This window comes from Kosakonia sp. 1610 (assembly GCF_050435845.1).
GTDB lineage: Bacteria > Pseudomonadota > Gammaproteobacteria > Enterobacterales > Enterobacteriaceae > Kosakonia > Kosakonia cowanii.
In genome coordinates, this window is record NZ_JBNDKZ010000001.1 from 1139491 (window position 1) to 1161769 (window position 22279).

Consider the following 22279-nt stretch of genomic DNA (forward strand, 5'->3'; position numbering starts at 1 on the left):
CTTTTTTGCGTTCCCTCACAAAAGTTGCTCCTGAGCCTCGGCATCGCCCGCTGCGGCGATAGATTTTTAACAACGCGTTAGCTTTTTAAAAACAATGCCATTACAGGAGCAGATCATGACAGCACCCGTACAACACCCGATGTTTATTGATGGGCAATTTGTCAGCTGGCAGGGCGAAGGCTGGCTTGATGTGATCAACCCGGCAACGGAAGAGGTTCTCGCGCGTATTCCAGACGGACGCGCCGAAGATGCACGTAAAGCCATCGAGGCCGCCGAGCGGGCACAGCCCGGCTGGGAATCGCTGCCCGCCATTGAGCGTGCCGGCTGGCTGCGAAAAATCGCCGCCGGCATTCGTGATAAAGCCAGCGAGATCAGCGCACTGATTGTCGCCGAAGGGGGCAAAATCCAGCAGCTCGCCGATGTCGAAGTCTCTTTCACCGCCGATTACATCGACTATATGGCCGAGTGGGCGCGCCGTTACGAAGGCGAGATCCTGCAAAGCGACCGCCCGAACGAGAATATCTTTGTCTTCAAGCGCGCGCTGGGCGTGACCACCGGCATTCTGCCGTGGAACTTCCCGTTCTTCCTTATCGCCCGCAAAATGGCTCCTGCGCTTATCACTGGCAACACCATTGTCATCAAACCCAGCGAATTTACTCCGAGTAACGCTATTGCATTCGCCAAAATCGTTGAGCAGGTTGGCTTACCGAAAGGGGTCTTCAACCTGGTGCTCGGGCGCGGCGAAACCGTCGGACAGGAGCTGGCGGGTAACCCGAAAGTGGCGATGGTCAGCATGACCGGCAGCGTCGGCGCGGGGGAGAAAATCATGGCGGCGGCGGCGAAAAATATCACCAAAGTGTGCCTCGAGCTGGGCGGTAAAGCACCAGCGATTGTGCTCGACGATGCCGACCTTGAGCTGGCGGTGAAAGCGATTGTTGATTCAAGAGTGATCAACACCGGGCAGGTGTGTAACTGTGCCGAGCGCGTCTATGTGCAGAAGGGGATTTATGACCGTTTCGTCAACCGCCTCGGCGAAGCGATGAAAGCGGTGCAGTTTGGCGATCCGGCGCAACGCAGCGATATCGCCATGGGGCCGCTTATCAATGCTGCGGCTTTGCAGCGGGTGGAGGAGAAGGTGGCGCGCGCCGTCGCGGAAGGGGCGCGGGTTGCCCTTGGCGGCGAAAAAGTTGAAGGAAAAGGCTACTTCTTTCCGCCGACGCTGCTGCTGGATGTACATCAAGAGATGGCGATTATGCACGAGGAGACCTTTGGCCCGGTGCTGCCGGTAGTCGCATTCGACACGCTTGATGAAGCGCTGGCGATGGCCAATGACAGCGACTATGGCCTCACTTCTTCGATCTACACCCGCGATCTCAACCAGGCGATGAAAGCGGTGCGCGGGCTGAAGTTCGGCGAAACCTACATCAACCGCGAGAACTTTGAAGCGATGCAGGGTTTCCACGCGGGCTGGCGCAAATCCGGCATTGGCGGCGCGGATGGCCGCCACGGCCTGAATGAATATCTGCAAACCCAGGTGGTTTACCTGCAATCGTGATAAGCCTGCCCCCGCAGTCGCGGGGGCGTTTTCACACCTTAGTTTCGATCCACGCCATCATTAACTCCGGCCAGACGGCAACCGGCAAGCCCAGCGCATCGCGAATACCAAACCCATGTTTTCCCTGCTCAAACAGATGCATCTCCACCGGCACGCCGAGGCGGCGCAGTGCGGAGAACATCACCACGCTGTTTTCCACTTTTACCGCCGGGTCGTCGACCGCATGCAGTAAAAAGGTCGGCGGCGTCTGGCTGTTGACCTGCTCCTCGGCGGAGTAGCGGCGGATCTGCGTCTCATCGGGCGTATCGCCAATCAGTTGCTGGCGCGACATCGGATGATCGATATCGGCATGCATAGTGATCACCGGGTAGACCAGCGCCATAAACGCCGGGCGCGCGCTCTGCTCATCGATAGCATCCAGCGGCGTATAGACCGAATCGTTGTAACGTGTGCCGAGACTCGCCGCCGCATGGCCGCCAGCGGAAAAGCCCATCACGCCAAGTTTGTCGGCATCAAGCTGCCAGCGCTCCGCCTGGGCGCGGATAAGGCGCATTGCCCGCTGCACATCTGCCAGCGGCGCGTCTGCCCCCTCCGCATGGCCATCACCGGGGAAGCGGTAGGTCATCACAAATAGGGTATAACCGCGTTCATTAAAGAAAGGGGCGAGGGCGCTGCCCTCTTTATCCAGCACCACGCGGCGATAAGAGCCGCCGGGCGTGACCAGAATGCCAACACCGTTAGGGTGCTGTGGCGCATAAACGGTGATTTCCGGTGCCCGCACGCCCGTCACCGAGCGATCGAACGGCGAGGGGCCGGTATGTTCTGTTTCCAGCTGAAATTGTACCGGGCTGACCTTCGCTCCTGGCGCTTCGCCCTGCGGCCAGACGGGAAACGTGATGGCGCGCGCGACGGCGTCCTCCATTAAACTCAGTAGTGTTTGCGGCGTCAGATTATCCACACAGGCTCCTTATGTTTTGTACTTATTCAGTATTGCGTTGTCGGGTTTTACTGCGCAAACCACACGCGCTGCGTACGCGCTAAGTGGCTGAAAAGTGATACAGAAAAGTTAATGAATTTTTAAGGAAACCCCGTTATGTTGAAGGCCGGTTCGTTCTTTCAGGGGTTTCTTATGCGTAGCAACTATTCCGGCCCGCAGATCGCCATCCACTGGTTGGTGGTGCTGCTGGTCGTCGGCGCATACTGCGCCATGGAGTTTCGCGGATTTGCGCCGCGCAGTTACCGGCCATATTTCAATATTGTCCATGTCTCCTGCGGTATCTCTGTTCTCGTGCTGATGGTTGCGCGGTTACTGGTACGGCTAAAATATCCGGCACCGCCTATTACGCCGAAACCCTCCGCGATGATGACCGGGCTGGCGCACCTCGGGCATCTGGCGATTTATCTGCTGTTTATCGCCTTGCCGCTGCTGGGCCTGCTAATGATGTACAACCGCGGCGGCCCGTGGATCGCCTTCGGCCTGCCGATGCCCCACGCCGCCGAGGCTAATTTCGATCTGGTCGACACGCTCAAGGAGTACCATGAGCTTCTCGCCACGCTCGGTTACTTTATTGTTGGCCTGCATGCCGCTGCCGCACTGCTGCACCATTACTTCTTCAAGGACAATACGCTGCTGCGTATGATGCCGAAAAAGCGCGAACGATAACGTCTTCTGCCCGGTGACATCCGTGACCGGGCTGCACATCCTGCGAAATTTCTTACCCGTTTTTGCGTAACTTGCCCCAGAATGCTGTGATCCCGCCTGATTTTTGTAAGAAAAAGCTGGGGAGAAATCACATTTTCTATCATCGCCTGTGGGCGAAATTCGAACAAGCAGTGTAGATAGTATATCTATTATAGAAACACTATCGAGAGCGGGAGAGGCAAATGACACAGCCAGTACAGGAATCACTCGACCGGGTGGCTGCCGATGCGCAGGCCGGCGGATCGCGCAAACTACGTAAAGTTCTGCTTGCCACCGGCATCGGGCATTTTGTGGAGTGGTTCGATTTCGGTCTCTACGGCACGCTGGCGGCAATTATCGGTCTGCAATTTTTTCAATCCTCCAGCCCCAGCGTTGCGCTGCTCTCATCTTTCGCGGTGTTTGGTGCCGGATTTATCATGCGCCCGCTCGGTGGGCTATTCTTCGGCTCGCTGGGCGATCGCAAAGGGCGGCAGAAGGTGCTGGCGACGGTGATTTTGCTCACCTCGGGGGCAACTTTTGTGATGGGATTGCTGCCGACCTATCACCAGATTGGGATCACCGCCACGGTACTGCTGGTCATTACCCGCCTGGTGCAGGGCTTTGCCGCAGGCGGTGAAAGCTCGGGCGCAACAACGTATCTGGCAGAGTACGCCCCGACCGCCAGACGCGGCTATTTCACCTGCTGGATCGACAACTTTGGTTTTATGGCATTCGTCGTCGGCTCCGGGCTGGTGTTTCTGCTCACCGCGGCGCTCGGTGAAAGCACAATGAACGACTGGGGCTGGCGCATCCCTTTCCTGATCGCCGGGCCGCTCGGCTGGGTTGGGCTCTATCTGCGCAGGCATTTGGAAGATTCGCCGGAGTTTCTTGAGGCGATGAAAAGCGGGCAAATTGAAACCGCACCGCTGCGCAAAGCGGTAACCACCGCCTGGCGCGCGCTGCTCTTCTGTGTCGGGTTTGTGGTGATCAAAGCGGTGGGGCACTGGACGCTACAAACGTTTATGCCGAGCTATCTCGCCACGGAGCTTCATTTCAGTAAATTAAACGCTTACGCCATCACCACCATTGGCCTCTTCTCCGTTGCGGTGCTGGTGCCGTTTATGGGTTATCTCTCTGACAAGTACGGCCGTAAGCCGCTGATGCTGGCGGGTTGTGCGGGGTTTATTCTGCTGAGTTACCCGGCGATGATGATCATGGCCAATGGCGATGTGCTGTCAGCGGTGCTGGCGATGGTTATGCTCGGCGCGTTTATCGCGGCTTTTGATGGCGCCTGCACGGCGGCGATGGCCGAGCTCTTTCCAACCAACGTGCGCTACGGCGGCCTGTCGATTGCCTATAACTTTGCCGTCGCCTTCTTTGGCGGCATCACGCCGTGGTTCTCCGCGTGGCTTATCACGTCGACAGGCGATAAGTTTTCACCCGCCTTCTATGTCATGGGGGCTGCGTTAATCACCTTCATCACGGTGATGCGCGCCCGTGAAACGGCAGGACAACCTTTAAAACGTTAAAATAATGCCCGGTGGGGATTATCTCGCCGGGTTATAAAATGATCGATATATTCTCAGTGTGAAATATAATATATCCGCTGCGAAAGCGCTTAGGTGGAAAGTTTTATCCCATAGGGGCACAGCGGAAATAAGCATTCGTTTTGTTTATCACATTCGCGTAAAGAAATATTATCATTCCCTGGACATGAGCAACTATTTTTTAAAGTATTCCAGATGGTTGGGAAATAGGGCATGGTATGGATAACTTTGAATTCATGCATTCTGCCATCTATGATAATTCCTTTTGAATCAGTAACTAATATATTCCCCGGGCGCAGGAAATAGTGGCCCCGGTACCAGACGATCACCGCTTTGTCCTGCTGTGTCCTGGCTAAAGCAAATGCCGTGCCTGTGGCAGGGGAAACTAACATATCCGTAATATTCCAGCGCATACATCTTCCTTACATAATATCTACTCATTCGCCAGGAAGAATCTTAGCAAACAATATAGAAAGAACCTAAGCGAAACGTTAATTTAAGTTCAATATGCTAAACGAGAATAATATTTAAAAATTTTTACGCTAAGTTGTGCGCTGAAACATGCTAACGGGGAAAGTGTTCTGTGAAATTAATAACCTGAGTTAATATATGGTTATTTTGCTGGCAGGCGAAAACTCCCTTTAAACTATTATCTTTTGTGATGCTAGCGAGTTATCAATTCATAATTAATCCCGCAGGGCGTCAAGCGACGAGCAGGATAATTAACACCATTTACCGCCCAGGTGCTTTTACAGCCATACTCGTTTTCCTCCCCTAAACGGTCGTTTGCATGACCATCGCCACTACGTTACCATACCCCCCTATAGTATCCAGGAGGTTCTATGCCCCATTCACCTGAAGATAAAAAACGCGTACTGACGCGGGTGCGGCGTATTCGCGGCCAGGTTGACGCGCTGGAGCGGGCGCTGGAAAACGGCGAACCCTGCATCGCAATTTTGCAACAAATCGCCGCCGTGCGCGGCGCAGCCAATGGCCTGATGGGCGAAATGGTTGAAATTCACCTGAAAGATGAGCTGGTCGCCGGCGAGACCACCGCCGATCAACGCGCAGTGCGGATGGCAGAAGTCGGCCATCTGCTACGCTCTTATCTAAAATAAGCAACACCGTATACATAAAAAGGAAAGCGAGATGAAATCACGTGCAGCTGTAGCCTTCGGGCCAGGCCAACCCCTCAAGATTGTCGAAATCGACGTTGCGCCACCCAAAAAAGGGGAAGTGCTGGTACGCATTACGCACACCGGTGTTTGCCATACCGATGCCTTTACCCTCTCTGGTGACGATCCGGAAGGCGTTTTCCCGGCGGTGCTCGGTCATGAAGGCGGCGGTATCGTTGTGGAAGTGGGCGAGGGCGTTACCAGCCTGAAGCCGGGCGACCATGTTATTCCGCTGTACACCGCCGAGTGTGGCGAGTGCAAATTCTGTAAATCGGGCAAAACCAACCTCTGCCAGGCCGTGCGTGCCACGCAGGGTAAAGGGCTGATGCCGGACGGCACCACCCGTTTCTCCTATAACGGTGAGCCGATCTATCACTACATGGGTACCAGCACCTTCAGCGAATATACCGTCTGTGCAGAGATCTCTCTGGCGAAGGTCAACGAAGCAGCGCCGCTGGATAAGGTCTGCCTGCTGGGTTGCGGCGTTACCACCGGCATTGGCGCGGTACATAACACGGCGAAAGTAAAAGAGGGCGATACGGTTGCCATCTTTGGCCTCGGCGGTATCGGGCTTGCAGCCATTCAGGGCGCGGTACAGGCAAAAGCGGGCCGCATCCTGGCAATTGATACCAACCCGGATAAATTCGCGCTGGCGAAAGAGATGGGCGCGACCGACTTTATCAACCCGAAAGATCACGATCGCCCGATTCAGGAAGTGATTGTGGAAATGACCGATGGCGGCGTTGATTACAGCTTTGAATGTATTGGCAACGTGAATGTCATGCGCGCGGCGCTTGAGTGCTGTCATAAAGGCTGGGGCGAAAGCGTCATTATCGGTGTGGCGGGCGCAGGTCAGGAGATCAGCACTCGTCCGTTCCAGCTGGTCACCGGTCGTGTATGGCGCGGTTCCGCATTTGGTGGCGTTAAAGGCCGCAGCCAGCTGCCGGGCATGGTGGAAGATGCGATGGCGGGCAAAATCCGTCTCGACCCGTTCATCACTCACCGCCTGCCGCTGGATAAAATTAACGAAGCTTTCGATCTGATGCATGAAGGCAAATCGATCCGCACCGTGATCCATTTTGGCGAAAAGTAATCTCCCTTCGCGCCAGCGGGCCCTCCGCTGGCGCAACCAAACTCCGAATCTGTGACCGCCGTTGCGCTTTTCACCATAAGAAAAATCCAATTATTGCCGATGCCTATATATCATTCCTTTGTACTTAGCAGACTAATACGAGAGTCGACGCCATGGATAACAAAGCAGCAATGCAACAAACACAAGGCATTGGTTTTATGCACAATATTCGCCTGGTTCCCCTATTTTCCTTTATCCTTTCCGGCATTTTGGTGCTATTTGCCTTAAGTTCCGGTTTAGCGGGCTACTTCCTGATGCAAGCCGACCGCGATCAGCAGGATGTGACGCAGGAGATCCAGGTGCGCATGGGATTATCTAACAGCTCCAACAACCTTCGCGTCGCCCGAATTAAATTGATTCACGCAGGTGCTGCAAGCCGTATCGCCGAAATGGAGGATGTGAAAACCAACATCGCCGAAGCGGAAAAGCGCATTAAACAGTCGCAGGAAAACTTTAAACAATATATGGATCGCCCGGTGAAAACCGAGGCTGACCTGACGCTGGATAACGATCTTACCGCCCGTTTCGACGCCTACACTGCCGGGCTGCAGCCGATGCTGAAGTATGCCAAAAACGGCATGTTTGAAGCGATTATCAACCATGAAAGCGAGCAGGCGCGCCAGCTGGATGATGCCTACAACGCCGTATTGTTGAAAGCGATTGAGATCCGCACCGAACGCGCGCAGCACCTGAAAGAGGAAGCCCACAGCCGCACGCAGCTTGGCCTGATCTTTATGGCCGCCGCGTTTGCTTTTGCGCTGGTGCTGACCATCATCACCTTTACCGTACTGCGTCGTGTGGTTATTAATCCGTTGCAGCGCGCTGCCCAGCGTATTTCACGTATCGCCTCCGGCGATCTGACGCTGCCGGACGAACCGACAGGCCGCAGCGAGATTGGGCGTCTGAGCCACGATCTGCAGGCGATGCAGCACTCTCTGGTTACCACCGTCGCCACCGTGCGCCAGGGTGCTGAAGAGATCTACCGCGGGACCAGCGAAATCTCTGCCGGTAATACCGATCTCTCTTCGCGTACCGAGCAGCAAGCGGCAGCGATTGAAGAGACCGCCGCCAGCATGGAGCAGCTCACTGCAACCGTGAAACAGAATGCGGATAACGCCCATCACGCCAGCGGTCTGGCGCGCGACGCGTCGGGCAAAGCGACGAAAGGCGGTCAGATTGTCTCCGGCGTCGTGCAGACCATGGGTAATATCACCACCAGTTCACGCAAAATCTCTGAAATTACCGCCGTGATTAACAGCATCGCCTTCCAGACCAATATTCTGGCGCTCAACGCCGCAGTGGAAGCTGCGCGTGCTGGTGAGCAGGGTCGCGGCTTTGCCGTCGTTGCCAGCGAAGTGCGTACTTTGGCAAGCCGCAGTGCTCAGGCGGCGAAAGAGATTGAAGCATTGATCAGCGAGTCCGTCAGCCTGATTGAGCAGGGCTCCGGCGAAGTGGTTTCCGCCGGGGAAACGATGGATGAGATCGTGACCGCCGTTAAACGCGTGACCGATATCATGCTGGAGATTGCCGCCGCATCGGATGAGCAGAGCAAAGGCATCACGCAGGTAAGCCAGGCAATCACCGAAATGGATAATGTGACGCAGCAGAACGCCTCGCTGGTTGAAGAAGCTACCGCCGCCGCCACCTCGCTGGAAGAGCAGGCCGCACGTCTGACGCAGGCGGTTGGGGCATTCCGGCTGAACGGCGCAGAGGCGCAGCGCCAGAGCAGCGCCACGCCGACGGCAAAACCCTTTACCCCGCAGCGCCCGGCACTGGCGAGCGGCGATAACTGGGAAACCTTCTGACGTTGAGATAAAAGTTAAGATAAAAAAAGAGGCCGGATAATCCGGCCTCTTTTATTTTGTCGTTAAGGCACGCCGTAACTTAGCAGGTGCCGACATTGATCGCGTTGATGACGTTGTTGTAATGCTGCATCAGATCGCGAACATCATTTCCCTGCGTAGATTGCATCATGTGGAACTGCTTCGGCTCATTCGCCTCTTTTTCGTAGGTGCCATCTTCGGTGTGACTAATGACATCACGACCGGTAGAGAGATAGGAGTTAGCGGTGAAGATCAGGCTTGAACACCCTTTTTTGTTGCTCTCACGCATTTTGGCGTCATACGCAGTCAGTGCGTCGTTGAACTGATCGAGGGATTTTTTAAAGGCGTCTTTCTTATCGCCTAACCCTTCGCCATTAATAAAGCCGCTGGCGGCATCCATGCTCTCTTTCAGGTAGTAGATTGAGCCGATGCGGTAATAAGCCGCGGTATCTTTCGGCGTTTTCTCGTATTCGGCTTTAATACGCTCACGGTCTTTTTTATCAATGGCATTTAAGAAATCTGCCTGCGCAACAACCACTTTCTCCATTGCGCTAATAAACTTCGGCTGCAATTCGCGGCCTTTGTCACCGTTGTCGCTTTTATAGGTTTTGGAGTTGATATAGTTATAGAGTTCGCGGTTAACGGGTTCAGCCTGCCCCAGCGCTTCGCTGTAGCGAGTGGCCGAGTCATCGAGATCTTTCATCGCTGGCTCCATCGCGTGGGCTTTATCTAACAGATCCTTGACGCGAGGGATGGTGGTGTCAGAACCGGGGAAGAAGAGATCGCTCCGCGACTTTTCACCGGAGAAGGCAGGAGCAATATATTTTTTATACTGCTCCAGCTGCTCACCAAATGAGGAGGAGGACATATTAGCCGCCTCAATATAAGAGTTATATTTTGTGATCTCAGCTTGTTCTGCTGAGCTTTGCGAGGCTTGTTGAGGCTCATCTGCTTTTTTATCGTCACACGCCGACAGCGCAAACAAGCAGGCGGCAACTGCCAGCGATCGAGCAATTGTTTTTGCGAACATTCCCTTCTCCATATTCAGCATATGATGGTGTTTTTTTGAACCCACCTGGTGTGAGTGCTGCGTAGCGTAGCATCAATATATGATGCACTTCGCGCAGACTACCGGATCTGGTAGGGAGAGGGGATGTTCGCTCGCGGTGATTAATATTCAGTTTTAATCGAGGATCGACCCGCGATCTTGCGACCAACTTTCATCACGATGTTATAAGCAATGATGGCTGATATTAATGACAAACCGACATCGGTAAAAAACCATAAATCATCGTAATTTTCCTGACTCGCGCTTCCATGAAGCCAGGCAGCAAAAGCATTAGCGGTATCGAGGCTGATAAATGCAGATGAATTAATCAACCGCGCAAAAACACAAAACAGCACAATAAAAAAGACCGTTTTAGCGGCCCGTCGGACAAACTTCGTTATAACCATTACTTTTAACCTCAATTGAGCCGCGGGCTTTAAGATATCTCATGCAGGGAACGTCCATCAACGGAGTCTCAAGCAACCTTTTGCGGAGCGTTGCAAAATCACTGCTGTTTTTCAACGTAATACAACCTTCTGAGATAACGCCTGGATGCAGGCGAAAATTTCCACGCTGAACACCTTTAACCCACATCCAGTCATCAATTCCGATATCGTCATAATAGAGCGCAAACCAATCGGAGTGACCAAACTCAGCGCCGCGAAACAATTTGTTTTAGAGATCTTTTGAGGCCGCCAGGAGCGATTATAAACTCGTTATATTCAATGCATGAATCCCCTAAAAAAGCGGTTTTTTCGGGATTATTACATCGTGCCGCTTATCAACGATCGTGATGTGGCGCAGCGAAAAATCGCTGTAGAAGATGATTATTTGAGGGCAGCGCCAGAAATTTAAGAGCCGGATAACACAGTGCTATCCGGCGCAGGAGGTGATTTAAGGGTTAAATAAAACTGTCGTCATCGTTACTGAAATCGTCACTGCCGAAATCATCATTTTGATAATCGCTCACGCTGTCTGCCTGGTAAGGATCGCTATTGTCGAGAAAGTGCGTGTCGGAAGCGTTATTAAATGCATCGGAATTAAAGGCATCATTTTGCGTGACATCGCTTGCGGCAGCCGCGGGTTCCTCGATGATATTCACGATCTCTTGCGGCTGTGAGTGGTGAAACATACTGGTCAGCATATCGGCGATTACCACACCGCCCGCCACGCCCGCGGCGGTTTGCAATGCGCCCGCCATAAATCCGCTGCCGCGCGACGCGGTGGGTGCCGGGGAGGCATATTGTGGTGGCTGCTGCTGCACCGGTGGCGCGCCCCAGTTTTGCGCGGGCTGAGCAGGCTGGTTTTTATTGCCGCCAAACAGACCGCTGAGGAAGCTCCCGCCGCCGGATGGCTGCTGGCTCTGCTGCTGCGCCAGCTGATTTTCCAGCTCCTGCACCCGCGTCTGCAGACGTTTTAATGCCGCTTCCTGGATCAGCATCGATTGCGCCATATAGTAGGGTGCCGCTGGCTGCTGTTTGACCAGCTCAGCAATCTGCCGCTCGGCTTGCGCATCGCGCTGGCCGTTTTGTTGTTCAGCCTGTTTCAGGCGCTGAAAAAGCCCATTGATAAGCTGCTGTTCATCATATTGCATAACAATGATCTTCCTCTTGCTGTCGTGAGTACCTTTGAGTCTATCAGCGCCTTTCGCTGGCGTCCTCGTGCTGAAATGTTTGTTTAAGATTGGTTTCAGGTAAAGGTAAACAAGCCTCTTTCACAGCAGATTTAGAGCAGAGAAACATTAATCGGGCAGCGTTTTACGGATATAGCTGATTAAGGTAAGCACAGCCGGAGAGAGCGGGGCGTCGACGCGGGTGATAATGCCAATCGGATCGCCGATGCCCAGCGGTGGAATAGGCAGCGCCACCAGGGAGCCGAGGCGCAGATCGTCTTTCACCGCCCCGGATGGAACAAACCAGACATAGTCATATTCAACGGTCAGCTGTCGTGAAAGAGAGGCTGAAAGGGTTTCAATACAGCCGGTCGGCAGGGTGCAGTTCTGGCTGGCGAGCAGTTCTTCGGCGTTCTGCCGCGGCACCGTGCCCTGCGGCAGCACGACCACTGGCCACTCCAGCACCCGGCTCAGAGTGACGGTGCTCTGCAACAGCGGGTGACGCGGGCGCACCACCAGTTTAAGCGACTCCAGGAACAGCAGTTCGTAGTGTAAGCCGCACATCAGATCCGGATCGGACATGCGCCCGATACCGACATCCAGCTCGCCGGTTTTCAGCCCGGCCAGCAGCATTGGATTATTGGCGGTCGCCACCTGAATGGTGATATCCGGTTGCTGCTTGTGCAGCTGGCCAATCACCGCCGGTAAAATACCCAGCGCGGCGGTGGGAAGCGCGCCGACACGAATCAACTCACAGTTTTTCTCTTCCTGATCGCTTAACGACTGCCCGGCAATATTGACCGCGTCCAGCACCCGCACCGCATGGCTTAAAAACTGCTCGCCAACATGGGTAAGCTGCGCGCCCATGCGTCCGCGTTCAAACAGCCGCTTGCCGGTAAGCTGTTCAAGTTCATTTAAGGTCTTTGAGAGAGCAGGCTGGCTCAGGTTAAGAGTTTCAGCAGCGCGACCCAATGTTCCTTGTTGCGCGACCGCGACGAAAGTATGCAGGTGGCGCAGTCGGATGCGCTGTGAAAAGAGAGCGTTTTTTTCCATAAGATAATGTTAAAACCGAGTGGCGAAGGTGGCTCGCAGATTTATTTAATTTTGATAACCAGTTTGCAAAATATTATTAACATCCAATCCTTTTGAGTTACAAACACATTCTGCCCGCAATGTGACGAAACCAGCATGTTTCCAGGGTTTTGTTCGCGCCGCGTTTCATAATCTTTTGTTATGTTCGAATGCGAGCGGAACACGCGCGTTTTTTGCCACGATCACACTTTGTAAATTTCCCCGCACGGGCGCGGGCAGCCTTCTCTACACTCCAGAGATAACAGCGTGGAGAGAGAAGACTATGACGTACAGCATCACGGCAGATGAGATCAGGGAACAATTTTCGCAGGCGATGTCGGCCATGTACCAGCAGGAAGTCCCGCAATATGGCACCTTGCTGGAGCTTGTGGCTGATGTGAACCTCGCTGTACTGGAGCACAATCCGCGTCTTCACGAACAGCTGGTGAACGCCGATGAGCTTGCCAGGCTGAACGTTGAACGCCACGGCGCGATCCGCGTTGGTAGCGCGGAGGAGCTCTCCACCCTGCGGCGCATGTTTGCCATTATGGGGATGTTCCCGGTCAGCTATTACGACCTCTCCCAGGCCGGTGTGCCGGTTCACTCCACTGCTTTTCGTCCGATTGACGATGGAGCGCTATCGCGCAATCCATTTCGCATCTTCACCTCGCTGTTACGCCTGGAGTTGATTGAAAACCAGACGTTACGCGACCGGGCGGCAGCGATTCTGGCGAAGCGCGACATCTTCACGCCTGCCTGTCGGCAACTTATTGAAGTGCATGAACTGAACGGCGGCTTTACTGCTCAGCAGGCAGAGCTGTTTGTCAAAGAGGCGCTGGAGACGTTTCGCTGGCACCGCCATGCTACCGTCGATGAAAAAACCTATCAGGCGCTGCATGACGAGCATCGCTTAATTGCCGATGTGGTCTGTTTCCCCGGCTGCCATATCAACCACTTAACCCCGCGCACGCTGGATATTGACCGGGTGCAGGCGCTGATGCCGGAGTATGGCATTGAGCCAAAAATCCTGATTGAAGGGCCGCCGCGCCGCGAAGTGCCGATCCTGCTGCGCCAGACCAGTTTTAAAGCCCTTGATGAGCCGGTGCTGTTCAGCGGCGAGCATCACGGCACCCACACGGCGCGCTTTGGTGAGATTGAGCAGCGCGGCGTCGCGCTGACGCAGAAAGGACGCGAACTCTACGACCGACTGCTGAACAGTGCAGGGACAGGCAAAGATAACCTCACGCATCAGCTCCATTTGCAGGAGGTGTTTAAAGCCTTTCCCGACAGCGAGATGCTGCTGCGCAAGCAGGGGCTGGCGTGGTTCCGCTATCGCCTGACGCCGACCGGGGAGGCGCACCGCCAGGCGATTCGCCCCGGTGACGATCCGCAGCCGCTGATTGAGCGCGGTTGGGTCGTAGCGCAGCCCATCATCTATGAAGATTTCCTGCCCGTCAGCGCCGCCGGGATTTTCCAGTCTAATCTCGGGAATGCGACCCAGGCGCGCAGCCACGGCAACGCCAGCCAGCAGCAGTTTGAAGCCGCACTCGGCTGCCCGGTGCTCGATGAGTTTGCCCTCTATCAACAGGCTGAAGAGCGCAGCAAACGCCGTTGCGGTCTGCTGTAAAAACGGTAATCTGCCAGAATTCAATACGTTCTGGATATGATTATGGAAAATGCATCAACCCCAATTGTGAGTACCCGACAGGGCAGCGTAATGGGGTGTCGCGAAGAGGGAATTGACGTCTGGCGCGGCATTCCCTTTGCTGCGCCGCCCACGGGCGATCTGCGCTGGCGCGCGCCGCAGCCGGTTGAGTGCTGGCAGGGCGTGCGCGATGCGACGCGTTTTTCCGCCTCAAGCTGGCAAAACAAGGAGTTCTGCCGCCTGCTCGGCGGTGGCGATCCCGGTACTTTCTCGGAGGATTGCCTCTATCTCAACGTCTGGTCACCCCGTTCATCTGCGCAAAAAAAACCGGTGATGGTCTGGCTGCACGGCGGCGGCTTTGCCATCGGCGCGGGCGGGTTGCCGCCTTATGATGGTAAAGCGCTGGCAGCGCGAGGCGTGGTGCTGGTTACCGTCAACTATCGTCTCGGTCATCTCGGCTTCTTTGCCCATCCGGCGCTGGAGGCAGAGGCCGGGGAGCGCATCTACAACTTTGCCTTGCTTGACCAAATCGCCGCCTTGCAGTGGGTTCAGGAAAATATCGCCGCGTTCGGCGGGGATGCCGACAATGTGACGCTGTTTGGCGAATCGGCCGGGGCGCGCAGCGTCATGTCACTCATGGCTTCGCCGCAGGCAAAAGGGCTATTCCATAAAGCGATCGTACAGAGCAATTACACCTTACCGGATACGCCGCGTAAGGCTGCGCTGGCAAAAGGCGAAGCGATTGCGGCGCACTTTGGCCTGGAAAATGCCAGCACGGAACAGCTGCGAGCGATCCCGGCGGAGGCATTCTGGCCGCTCGATACCCCGTTTAAAGTCGATCCTGTTCCTATCGCGGGCGATATCGTGCTGCCGGAACCATCCCTTGATACCTTCTTTGCCGGGCGTCAGCACCCGATGCCGGTGATCGTTGGTTCGAACAGCGATGAAGCGAGTGTGATGGCGGAGTTTGGCGTCGATCTGGCAGGGAAAATCGGTGAGCTGCGCCGCAAGCAGCGTTTCGGCCTCGGGCTTATCCGGCTGCTCTATCCGGGCGTGCGCGGCGATACAGAGCTTGGCCGCCAGGTGTGCCGTGATATGGCGTTTACCACCCTCGGCCTGGTGGTGATGCAGGCGCAGCAGCAGGTGAACCAGCCCTGCTGGCGTTACTGGTTCGATTACGTCGCCGAAGCGATGCACGACACCTATATCAACGGCGCCTGGCACGGGAATGACGTGCCCTATGTGTTTGACAACCTGCGCCTGTCGGAGCCGTCATGTGATTATGTCAATGAACGCGATCTCGCCTTTGCCGCGCAGGTTGCCGATTACTGGGTCCATTTTGCTACTCATGCCGGTTCGGCAACCACAACTTTGCCCGGCCCGGTAACGTGGGAAGCCTGCACCGGCGGGCGCGATCGCCTGCTGCGCATCGGCATCAATAAGCAGGCTGGTTTTCGGCTGGAGAAGCGCTTTATGCGCGCGCGGTTAAGCTTCTTTCGTCGGGTGATGCGCCACCATGTCAATCTCGATTGATCGCCGTGCAACATGTTCATACACAACTTTACGCATTTTTCAGGCTGCTCCTAAAGCCTGGGAAAATTTCGCGATTTGCTCATATAATCAACGGCCAACAATTGGATTCTCAATGAATTTTGTCTAGAGTGGTGCCTTCATCAGTCATACGCTTTTGCCGCTGTTTCGCGATATCGCGAAATGCCATTTTACGACCAGAAGGACGTGTTACCAGGCATGAACCGCAGACGATTTATTCAAGCATCCATGGCCCTCGCGGCAACTTACGGCACCACTGGCGTTGCCTCGCTCTTTTCGCGAGCGGCATCTGCAGCGCAGACCGATATTGCCGATGGTCAAAGCCGCCGTTTCGACTTCTCCGTGCTGCAATCCATGGCGCACGATCTGGCCGAACAGCCATGGGGAGGCGCGCCGAAAGCGCTGCCGCCGACGCTGGCTAACCTGACGCCGCAAGCCTATAACAGCATTCAGTATGATGCGCAGCACTCGTTATGGAATAACGTTGAAGGCCGCCAGCTGGATGTGCAGTTCTTCCATGTCGGCATGGGTTTTCGCCGCCGCGTACGCATGTTCTCGCTGGATCAGGGGACTCACCAGGCGCGTGAAATTCACTTCCGCCCGGAGTTGTTCAACTACCACGACGCAGGCGTTGACACCAAACAGCTTGAAGGGCAGAGCGATCTCGGCTTTGCCGGCTTCCGCGCCTTCAAAGCCCCTGAGCTGGCACGCCGCGACGTTGTCTCGTTCCTTGGCGCGAGCTATTTCCGCGCGGTAGATGACACCTTCCAGTACGGCCTCTCCGCGCGCGGCGTGGCGATTGATACCTTTACCGATACGCCGGAAGAGTTCCCGGACTTCACCTCCTTCTGGTTCGAAACGGCAAAGCCGGGCGATACAACCTTTACCGTCTACGCGCTGCTCGACAGCGCCAGCCTGACCGGCGCGTATAAGTTCGTCATCCACTGCGAGAAGAGCCAGGTGATTATGGAGGTGGACAACCGCCTCTACGCCCGTAAGGCGATCAAGCAGCTCGGCATCGCGCCGATGACCAGTATGTTCAGCTGCGGCAATAACGAGCGCCGCGTCTGCGACACCATCCACCCGCAGATCCACGACTCCGATCGCCTGGCGATGTGGCGTGGCAACGGCGAGTGGATCTGCCGCCCGCTGAATAACCCGCAGAAGCTGCAATTCAATGCTTTCCAGGATGAGAACCCGAAAGGCTTCGGCCTGCTGCAGCTCGACCGCGATTTCAGCCACTATCAGGATGTGATGGGCTGGTACAACAAACGCCCGAGCCTGTGGGTCGAGCCGCGCAATAAGTGGGGCAAAGGCGCGGTCAGCCTGATGGAGATCCCGACCACCGGCGAAACGCTGGATAACGTGGTCTGCTTCTGGCAGCCGGAAAAACCGATCAAAGCCGGAGACGAGCTGGCCTTTGAGTATCGCCTCTACTGGAGCGCGCAGCCGCCGGTGCGCTCACCGCTGGCAAACGTCTATGCGACGCGGACCGGCATGGGCGGTTTCCCGGAAGGCTGGGCACCGGGCGAGCACTATCCTGAGAAGTGGGCGCGCCGTTTCGCCATCGATTTTGTCGGCGGCGATCTGAAAGCCGCCGCGCCGAAAGGGATTGAGCCAGTGATTACGCTCTCAAACGGGGAAGCGAAACAGGTGGAGATCCTCTACGTCGAGCCGTTTGACGGTTATCGAATCCAGTTCGACTGGTATCCAACCAATGCGTCGACCGACCCGGTAGAGATGCGCATGTTCCTGCGCTGCCAGGGTGAGGCAATCAGCGAAACCTGGCTCTATCAATACTTCCCGCCCGCGCCGGAGAAGCGGAACTACGTAGACGACCGCATCATGCGCTAAGCTTTTTAATCGCCCCCGAATGGGGGCGATGTTTTTCAGGAGGAACGATGTTACAGGAACCGACTTGCCCGGATGCGGTGATTAGAGTTGACGAGCAGCTCACTCTCGAAATGATTGATGAGTGCTTTGTCCACGATCTTCACCAGTTGATTGTCAAAAACCGCGACAGCTTACAGCGCTATCTCGACTGGCCGCAGTATGTCACATCCATTGAGACCACCCGTAAAACCGCCCAGAGCAACCGGCTGTTACATCAGCGCGGCTACGCGAAGATGTTCCTGATCCTGCGCGATGACGTGCTGGTCGGCGTGCTCTCTCTCAACGCTATTGAGCCGACCAACAAAGCGGCCTACATCGGCTACTGGCTGGATGAAGCGGCGCAGGGGCAGGGTATCTTGTCACGTGCGATGCAGGCGATGATGCGCTTCTACGTCCAGCGCGGCGATATCCGCCGCTTTGTTATCAAATGCCGGGTCGACAACGAGGCCAGTAACCGCGTCGCAGAGCTTAACGGCTTCACCCTCGAAGGCTGCCAGAGAGAGGCGGAGTTCCTCAATGGCCGCTTTGACGATCAGAATATCTGGGGCAAAATCGTCACGCTCAATGATGAATAAGCCTTAGCTGTTCGCCTGCGAAACCGCTTTTCTAAGCCCGTTTACCGCCGGAGAGTTCAGCGGCGTAACCAGCGCATAGTTGTAGTGGTCGTCGCTCCAGTACTGCGTCATCACATCCTCGGCCTTACGCTCACCGTGGGGTAATTTCCCCGGACTTAAGGGGCGGATATACCAGCCAACCCGCGTGCCGCGCGGATCCTGATACATAATCAGCGCCGCCGGGCCCTGCGCCGTCGCCACAAGCCGTGCGCCGACCAGCGTAAAGCCATACTGCTCCAGATTTGGTGGCTGATTGCCGTTGATAAAGTAGCGCCCGACCCAGTGGGTCAGCTCTGTTTGCTGCGTCGTCGCCACATCCATCGGGGTGATGGCGGTGTTATCAAACAGCTTGTAGGCCTGCACTGCGTCCTCCATTGGCGCATGCGCCAGCACCATCTGTGACTCTTTCAGCTGCCAGCCGGTAAAACCGCCGACGCCGAGCGCCATCACCAGCGCGAAGGCGGTTGCCAGCTTCCACTGCCGCAACTGGCGCTGCTGGCGGCGCAGCGCGCGGGGTTCCGGCATCTCAAGCGTAGCGCTATGGCGATCCATTGCCTGGCGCAGGCGCTGCGCATCCTGCCGCCAGCCTGCAACCTCGCGGGCGGCCTGCGGATTCTGCGCCAGATAGTGTTCAATGCGCGCTGAGGTCGCCTCATCGGTCTCGCCATCAAGCCAGGCGTGCAGATCGTGTTCATCCGGTGGCAACGTCATTTCAATCTCCTTAACGCTAACGGCGTTGGCTGGCCTTCCAGTTTTTCATGCAGCATTTTGCGCGCCCGTGACAGGCGTGACATCACCGTGCCGGGCGGAATGTCGAGGGTTTGCGCCACCTCTTTATAACTCAGCCCTTCAACGCTCACCAGCAGCAGCACGGCGCGATACTCCGTTGGCAGCGTGGCAAAGAGGGCAAGCGTATCATCGGCGATAGCCAGTGACTCGGTGGTAAAACCGCCAGGCTCTTCGCCGGTGAAAAAGGCGAGCACTTTCAGATAGCGTTTGCGCCGCCGCTCACCATCGACAAACTGACGATAGAGAATGGTGAAGAGCCAGGCGCGCAGGCTCTGTTCATTATCACGCTGTCGCGTCAGGGCTTTCGCCAGGCAGCTTTGCACCAGATCCTCTGCGGTGTGCGGGTTACGCGCCAGCCACAGGGCAAAGCGGTAGAGATGCGGCATCACCTCGCGGATTTCATCATCGTTCATCGTCTGCGGCTTCCCGACATGCTCTCAAACACCCCATCGCGCAGCACCAGTGCATGCAGCAGCGCGGCGGCGAGGTGCGCCATTACGGTGACAAACAGCGCCAGCGCTACCACAGAATGCAACGGACGCAGCAGCGCATACCAGTCATTATTCACCGGCACTATCGGTGGCAGCACAAATCCGCCGCCGAGCGTCACCGGATAACCGGCCGCCGAGAGCATCGCCCAGCCAATTAGCGGTTGTGCCAGCATCATCGCATAGAGCGCCCAGTGCGAAAGATGCGCCATTGCGCGTTGCCAGACCGGCAGCGAGGCAGGCAAGGGTGGCGTGGCGGTATAGAAACGTAACCACAAACGCACCAGCGCCAGCAGAAGGATCATCAACCCCAGCGGTTTATGGATCGTCACCAGCAGGCTGTGCAGGGAGGAGACCGTAGAGACCATCACGACGCCGATAAACAGCATCGCAATAATGGCGATAGCCATCAGCCAGTGAACCGCGCGCAGTAGCGGGTGGAAATAAGCGACCTGTTTCATCAGTGGGCTCCGGCTTGTTCGCGGGTGCGAAGATTGTAGGATTTGGCGTAAGCGGATGAACGGGCATTAAGCAGCGGGTCGTTCGAGGCGGCAATGCCGTCCGGCAGGATCAGCGGGTCGTAATTGATGTCATTGCAGTCACCCTGCGCCTGCTCAACGGCGCGGTTCAGCACCAGCGTACCGGCATTGATCGTTTGCCGCCCGGCAGGCCAGGCTCGCGAGGCATCGCTGCCGTCATCCTGCGCGCTGGCGACGGTAATGACCAAATCCCACTTCAGCGGGGCCTGATCGAGGCGCTGGCGCAGATCGCGCTGTAAAAAGTTTTTATCCTGCTTCTGCTCTGCACTAATGGGTTGATAAGGCGTCTGCGGCACCATGCTCCAGCGAACCAGCTGCTCGTTACCGGTTTTGTCGATCATGCGAAAGGCATTGAGGCTATTAAAGCGGTCGCTGGCCCAACTGCTGGAGGGCACGTTCGCTTTTGCCCATGCGAGAAAAGGCGCGGCTTCCGGGTGCTTCTCAAGAAACGCTTTTACCTTTGTCGGGTCCGGTTTGCCGGTGGCTGGATCGGGACGCGTTGCCAGCTGCATATCATAAAAACCGTCGACGCCGCGCACCGGGAAAAAGGGCATCGCGTTCATGCCGGTGCGCCACTGCTCGCCGTCCGGGAGTTCAAAGGCCAGCGCCAGGCTACGCACCGGTACGGCGTAATCCGGCGCGGCGGGGTTGCCGCCCGCAATGGCAAAACGACCAATTACCGGCGTGCTTCCCGGCGCAAACAGCGCGGCGCGCGAAAGCGTGCTGGCCTTGCCGCTGGAGATAAACTCGCCGCTGACGCAGATCCCTTTGGCGTGGTTGCGGCGAAAACCGGGATGCTCACCGCCGGACTGCTGTAACACGTTAACGAGTTTGTCCGAGGTGAGCCGCTCGGGCGTCAGCCAGCCGCCGCCCCAAAGAAACAGCAGCATAACCAGAAGCGGCAGCAGGCCAACCAGCGCGAGGCGCACCGTTAGCTGCGTGGAGGTTAAAGGAGTGTTGTTCATCATTCGCTCATCCTGCTCATAGTGAGCAGATAAGACGAAGGGCGCGGCGCTTTATTCCCGGCAGATGAAAATAAATTTGTGGGTGCCCGTCAGAGCGAGCCGACCAGCGGCGTGCGGGTGATGTGCTGCTCGCCGTTAACCACTTTCGGGCCGCGCAGCAGCAGGCTGTCACTCTCGGCGGCAATGATCACCGCATTGTCGGCAATCTCCACCTCGTGGGCGATAAGCACATTCCCTTCAATACGCGCATTGCCCTGAATTACCACCTTTTCATCGAGCTGCAACGGCCCGCCGCGCAGCTGCGCATGGCCGCCAACTAATACGTGATGTTTCAGCACACAATTGCCTTCGACGCGGGCATTTTCCGCCACCTGGGCGCTGTAACGAAGGGTGGGGATCTCATCCTCCTGGCGTCCGGCAATCACCCGGGCGTGACCGTAGACTTTGGCGCAGTCGCACACCCAGACATCATTAATTTCATTGCCGTCGAGGAGGGCAAAATCAAACACCTCGGCGCGATGCTCAATAAATGCGTAATTGACGGTCGCATCGCCATAGATTTGCGCCTGGTGAACCACGCGCGAATGGCTGACCGTCGCGCGATCGTAAATTTGCAGCACCTGTTCGCGCTCCTGGGTTAATCCGCGCGCGGCGATGATATCGCAACCGCTAAGAATGCGTGCCTCACCGCGTAGCTGGCAGACGCCGCGCACGGTGGAGGATTGCACCGTGACGTTGTCACATAAAATCGCGCCGTGGCTTAACTCGCAGCCATCTACCCAGGCGTTATCACTGATTTCTACATTCAGGCAGATGACGCACGATCCCGTAATGCGCGCGTTGTCGCGGATGCGGCAACCATCGAACACCATGCTGTTTTCGTCGTAGATCCAGCAGTTCCCCGCCTGTTCGAGCACCTGTTCATCATCAACCCAGCCGCCCGCGCTGCCGGCGGTGACATCATTAAAATCGCGCAGGGCGATAATCTGGCGCAGCGCAACGCTCTTTTTCTCGCCGCCGAGCGGGTAACTGAAGAGGCGCGTCTCATCACTGAGGCGGTATTTGCTCATGCTTATCTTCTCCGGATGTTCTTACTTAACCGTAGCAAATATTTGCGCGCTGGCTATCAACGGGTGAAATTCATAAAATGC

22 protein-coding genes are annotated in these 22279 nt (G+C 56.2%); 10 read left to right on the plus strand and 12 right to left on the minus strand.

The genetic code is table 11. The annotated features are described in order from the left end of the window. Nucleotides 1-115 precede the first annotated feature (115 nt). Nucleotides 116-1555 (plus strand): aldehyde dehydrogenase, encoded by a 1440-nt coding sequence (gene aldA, locus ABIC80_RS05510; protein WP_429175885.1) that lies wholly within the window; start codon nt 116-118, stop codon nt 1553-1555. A 31-nt stretch (nt 1556-1586) separates the two neighbouring features. Here aldA and ABIC80_RS05515 read toward each other — a convergent pair whose 3' ends face one another. Continuing rightward, nucleotides 1587-2513: an alpha/beta hydrolase gene (locus ABIC80_RS05515; protein WP_429175887.1), complete on the minus strand. Its 927-nt coding sequence runs from the start codon at nt 2511-2513 to the stop codon at nt 1587-1589. Nucleotides 2514-2684: 171 nt separating this feature from the next. Here ABIC80_RS05515 and cybB point away from each other — a divergent pair, with 171 nt between their 5' ends. Both cybB and ABIC80_RS05525 read left to right on the plus strand, forming a co-directional pair. Beyond that, the gene (gene cybB / locus ABIC80_RS05520) at nt 2685-3218 is read left to right on the plus strand and encodes a cytochrome b561 (RefSeq protein ID WP_429175889.1); all 534 of its coding nucleotides are present in this window, start codon (nt 2685-2687) and stop codon (nt 3216-3218) included. Nucleotides 3219-3439: 221 nt separating this feature from the next. Continuing rightward, nucleotides 3440-4765 carry an MFS transporter gene (locus ABIC80_RS05525; RefSeq protein ID WP_076769880.1) on the plus strand — a complete coding sequence of 442 codons (1326 nt, stop codon included), beginning with the start codon at nt 3440-3442 and terminating at the stop codon, nt 4763-4765. Nucleotides 4766-4854: 89 nt separating this feature from the next. On the opposite strand, the gene ABIC80_RS05530 is transcribed toward ABIC80_RS05525, so the two are convergent. Further along, the gene (locus tag ABIC80_RS05530) at nt 4855-5196 is read right to left on the minus strand and encodes an anti-adapter protein iraM (RefSeq protein ID WP_148285608.1); all 342 of its coding nucleotides are present in this window, start codon (nt 5194-5196) and stop codon (nt 4855-4857) included. Nucleotides 5197-5625: 429 nt separating this feature from the next. On the opposite strand from ABIC80_RS05530, the gene ABIC80_RS05535 reads away from it, so the two are divergent. The 3 genes from ABIC80_RS05535 (at nt 5626) to ABIC80_RS05545 (ending at nt 8895) form a co-directional block, all read left to right on the plus strand. After that, complete coding sequence (locus tag ABIC80_RS05535; RefSeq protein ID WP_023478742.1) at nt 5626-5901, plus strand: metal/formaldehyde-sensitive transcriptional repressor; 276 nt, start codon at nt 5626-5628, stop codon at nt 5899-5901. A gap of 31 nt (nt 5902-5932) precedes the next feature. Further along, a complete protein-coding gene (locus tag ABIC80_RS05540) occupies nt 5933-7051 on the plus strand; it encodes an S-(hydroxymethyl)glutathione dehydrogenase/class III alcohol dehydrogenase (RefSeq protein ID WP_200133581.1) in 1119 nt (372 codons plus the stop codon). 152 nt (nt 7052-7203) lie between these two features. Next, on the plus strand, nt 7204-8895 hold the full coding sequence (locus tag ABIC80_RS05545; RefSeq protein WP_094419943.1) for a methyl-accepting chemotaxis protein: 1692 nt from the start codon (nt 7204-7206) through the stop codon (nt 8893-8895). 79 nt (nt 8896-8974) lie between these two features. Here ABIC80_RS05545 and ABIC80_RS05550 read toward each other — a convergent pair whose 3' ends face one another. From ABIC80_RS05550 to ABIC80_RS05570, 5 genes are all read right to left on the minus strand, one after another. Continuing rightward, complete coding sequence (locus ABIC80_RS05550; RefSeq protein WP_263754620.1) at nt 8975-9943, minus strand: YiiG family protein; 969 nt, start codon at nt 9941-9943, stop codon at nt 8975-8977. 140 nt (nt 9944-10083) lie between these two features. Next, entirely contained in the window at nt 10084-10368 is a 285-nt protein-coding gene (locus tag ABIC80_RS05555) for a hypothetical protein (RefSeq protein ID WP_429175891.1), read from the minus strand. Next, complete coding sequence (locus ABIC80_RS05560; protein WP_429175893.1) at nt 10334-10630, minus strand: tlde1 domain-containing protein; 297 nt, start codon at nt 10628-10630, stop codon at nt 10334-10336. The genes ABIC80_RS05555 and ABIC80_RS05560 overlap by 35 nt, the downstream gene beginning before the upstream one ends. A 232-nt stretch (nt 10631-10862) precedes the next feature. Then, nucleotides 10863-11555 carry a DUF2076 domain-containing protein gene (locus tag ABIC80_RS05565; RefSeq protein WP_429175896.1) on the minus strand — a complete coding sequence of 231 codons (693 nt, stop codon included), beginning with the start codon at nt 11553-11555 and terminating at the stop codon, nt 10863-10865. Between the two features lie 147 nt (nt 11556-11702). Next, nucleotides 11703-12626 (minus strand): LysR substrate-binding domain-containing protein, encoded by a 924-nt coding sequence (locus tag ABIC80_RS05570; RefSeq protein WP_042713059.1) that lies wholly within the window; start codon nt 12624-12626, stop codon nt 11703-11705. A 301-nt stretch (nt 12627-12927) separates the two neighbouring features. Here ABIC80_RS05570 and hglS point away from each other — a divergent pair, with 301 nt between their 5' ends. The 4 genes from hglS to rimL all read left to right on the plus strand — a co-directional run bounded on the left by hglS (nt 12928) and on the right by rimL (nt 18308). After that, the gene (gene hglS / locus ABIC80_RS05575) at nt 12928-14271 is read left to right on the plus strand and encodes a 2-oxoadipate dioxygenase/decarboxylase HglS (RefSeq protein WP_429175898.1); all 1344 of its coding nucleotides are present in this window, start codon (nt 12928-12930) and stop codon (nt 14269-14271) included. Between the two features lie 42 nt (nt 14272-14313). Further along, nucleotides 14314-15822 (plus strand): carboxylesterase/lipase family protein, encoded by a 1509-nt coding sequence (locus ABIC80_RS05580; RefSeq protein ID WP_429175899.1) that lies wholly within the window; start codon nt 14314-14316, stop codon nt 15820-15822. A 216-nt stretch (nt 15823-16038) separates the two neighbouring features. Then, complete coding sequence (locus tag ABIC80_RS05585) at nt 16039-17694, plus strand: glucan biosynthesis protein D (protein ID WP_054803623.1); 1656 nt, start codon at nt 16039-16041, stop codon at nt 17692-17694. A gap of 47 nt (nt 17695-17741) precedes the next feature. Continuing rightward, a complete protein-coding gene (gene rimL / locus ABIC80_RS05590; protein WP_429175902.1) occupies nt 17742-18308 on the plus strand; it encodes a 50S ribosomal protein L7/L12-serine acetyltransferase in 567 nt (188 codons plus the stop codon). A gap of 3 nt (nt 18309-18311) precedes the next feature. On the opposite strand, the gene ABIC80_RS05595 is transcribed toward rimL, so the two are convergent. The 5 genes from ABIC80_RS05595 to ydcK all read right to left on the minus strand — a co-directional run bounded on the left by ABIC80_RS05595 (nt 18312) and on the right by ydcK (nt 22198). Continuing rightward, nucleotides 18312-19058 carry an anti-sigma factor family protein gene (locus ABIC80_RS05595; protein ID WP_200133574.1) on the minus strand — a complete coding sequence of 249 codons (747 nt, stop codon included), beginning with the start codon at nt 19056-19058 and terminating at the stop codon, nt 18312-18314. Next, nucleotides 19055-19549 carry an RNA polymerase sigma factor gene (locus tag ABIC80_RS05600; RefSeq protein WP_429175904.1) on the minus strand — a complete coding sequence of 165 codons (495 nt, stop codon included), beginning with the start codon at nt 19547-19549 and terminating at the stop codon, nt 19055-19057. The genes ABIC80_RS05595 and ABIC80_RS05600 overlap by 4 nt, the downstream gene beginning before the upstream one ends. Next, on the minus strand, nt 19546-20085 hold the full coding sequence (locus tag ABIC80_RS05605; protein ID WP_200580197.1) for a cytochrome b: 540 nt from the start codon (nt 20083-20085) through the stop codon (nt 19546-19548). The genes ABIC80_RS05600 and ABIC80_RS05605 overlap by 4 nt, the downstream gene beginning before the upstream one ends. Further along, nucleotides 20085-21128: a catalase family peroxidase gene (locus ABIC80_RS05610; RefSeq protein ID WP_429176486.1), complete on the minus strand. Its 1044-nt coding sequence runs from the start codon at nt 21126-21128 to the stop codon at nt 20085-20087. Before ABIC80_RS05610 ends, ABIC80_RS05605 begins: the two co-directional genes overlap by 1 nt. An 89-nt stretch (nt 21129-21217) precedes the next feature. Then, entirely contained in the window at nt 21218-22198 is a 981-nt protein-coding gene (gene ydcK, locus ABIC80_RS05615) for a YdcK family protein (RefSeq protein ID WP_429175907.1), read from the minus strand. Nucleotides 22199-22279: the final 81 nt, after the last annotated feature.

What these genes read in the sequence shown, in the direction of transcription:
- aldA (WP_429175885.1), top strand. Translation starts at nt 116, where the DNA reads ATGACAGCACCCGTACAACACCCGATGTTTATTGATGGGCAATTTGTC.
- cybB (WP_429175889.1), top strand. Translation starts at nt 2,685, where the DNA reads ATGCGTAGCAACTATTCCGGCCCGCAGATCGCCATCCACTGGTTGGTG.
- ABIC80_RS05525 (WP_076769880.1), top strand. Translation starts at nt 3,440, where the DNA reads ATGACACAGCCAGTACAGGAATCACTCGACCGGGTGGCTGCCGATGCG.
- ABIC80_RS05530 (WP_148285608.1), bottom strand. Translation starts at nt 5,196, where the DNA reads ATGCGCTGGAATATTACGGATATGTTAGTTTCCCCTGCCACAGGCACG.
- ABIC80_RS05535 (WP_023478742.1), top strand. Translation starts at nt 5,626, where the DNA reads ATGCCCCATTCACCTGAAGATAAAAAACGCGTACTGACGCGGGTGCGG.
- ABIC80_RS05540 (WP_200133581.1), top strand. Translation starts at nt 5,933, where the DNA reads ATGAAATCACGTGCAGCTGTAGCCTTCGGGCCAGGCCAACCCCTCAAG.
- ABIC80_RS05545 (WP_094419943.1), top strand. Translation starts at nt 7,204, where the DNA reads ATGGATAACAAAGCAGCAATGCAACAAACACAAGGCATTGGTTTTATG.
- ABIC80_RS05550 (WP_263754620.1), bottom strand. Translation starts at nt 9,943, where the DNA reads ATGTTCGCAAAAACAATTGCTCGATCGCTGGCAGTTGCCGCCTGCTTG.
- ABIC80_RS05555 (WP_429175891.1), bottom strand. Translation starts at nt 10,368, where the DNA reads ATGGTTATAACGAAGTTTGTCCGACGGGCCGCTAAAACGGTCTTTTTT.
- ABIC80_RS05565 (WP_429175896.1), bottom strand. Translation starts at nt 11,555, where the DNA reads ATGCAATATGATGAACAGCAGCTTATCAATGGGCTTTTTCAGCGCCTG.
- ABIC80_RS05570 (WP_042713059.1), bottom strand. Translation starts at nt 12,626, where the DNA reads ATGGAAAAAAACGCTCTCTTTTCACAGCGCATCCGACTGCGCCACCTG.
- hglS (WP_429175898.1), top strand. Translation starts at nt 12,928, where the DNA reads ATGACGTACAGCATCACGGCAGATGAGATCAGGGAACAATTTTCGCAG.
- ABIC80_RS05580 (WP_429175899.1), top strand. Translation starts at nt 14,314, where the DNA reads ATGGAAAATGCATCAACCCCAATTGTGAGTACCCGACAGGGCAGCGTA.
- ABIC80_RS05585 (WP_054803623.1), top strand. Translation starts at nt 16,039, where the DNA reads ATGAACCGCAGACGATTTATTCAAGCATCCATGGCCCTCGCGGCAACT.
- rimL (WP_429175902.1), top strand. Translation starts at nt 17,742, where the DNA reads ATGTTACAGGAACCGACTTGCCCGGATGCGGTGATTAGAGTTGACGAG.
- ABIC80_RS05595 (WP_200133574.1), bottom strand. Translation starts at nt 19,058, where the DNA reads ATGACGTTGCCACCGGATGAACACGATCTGCACGCCTGGCTTGATGGC.
- ABIC80_RS05600 (WP_429175904.1), bottom strand. Translation starts at nt 19,549, where the DNA reads ATGAACGATGATGAAATCCGCGAGGTGATGCCGCATCTCTACCGCTTT.
- ABIC80_RS05605 (WP_200580197.1), bottom strand. Translation starts at nt 20,085, where the DNA reads ATGAAACAGGTCGCTTATTTCCACCCGCTACTGCGCGCGGTTCACTGG.
- ABIC80_RS05610 (WP_429176486.1), bottom strand. Translation starts at nt 21,128, where the DNA reads ATGAACAACACTCCTTTAACCTCCACGCAGCTAACGGTGCGCCTCGCG.
- ydcK (WP_429175907.1), bottom strand. Translation starts at nt 22,198, where the DNA reads ATGAGCAAATACCGCCTCAGTGATGAGACGCGCCTCTTCAGTTACCCG.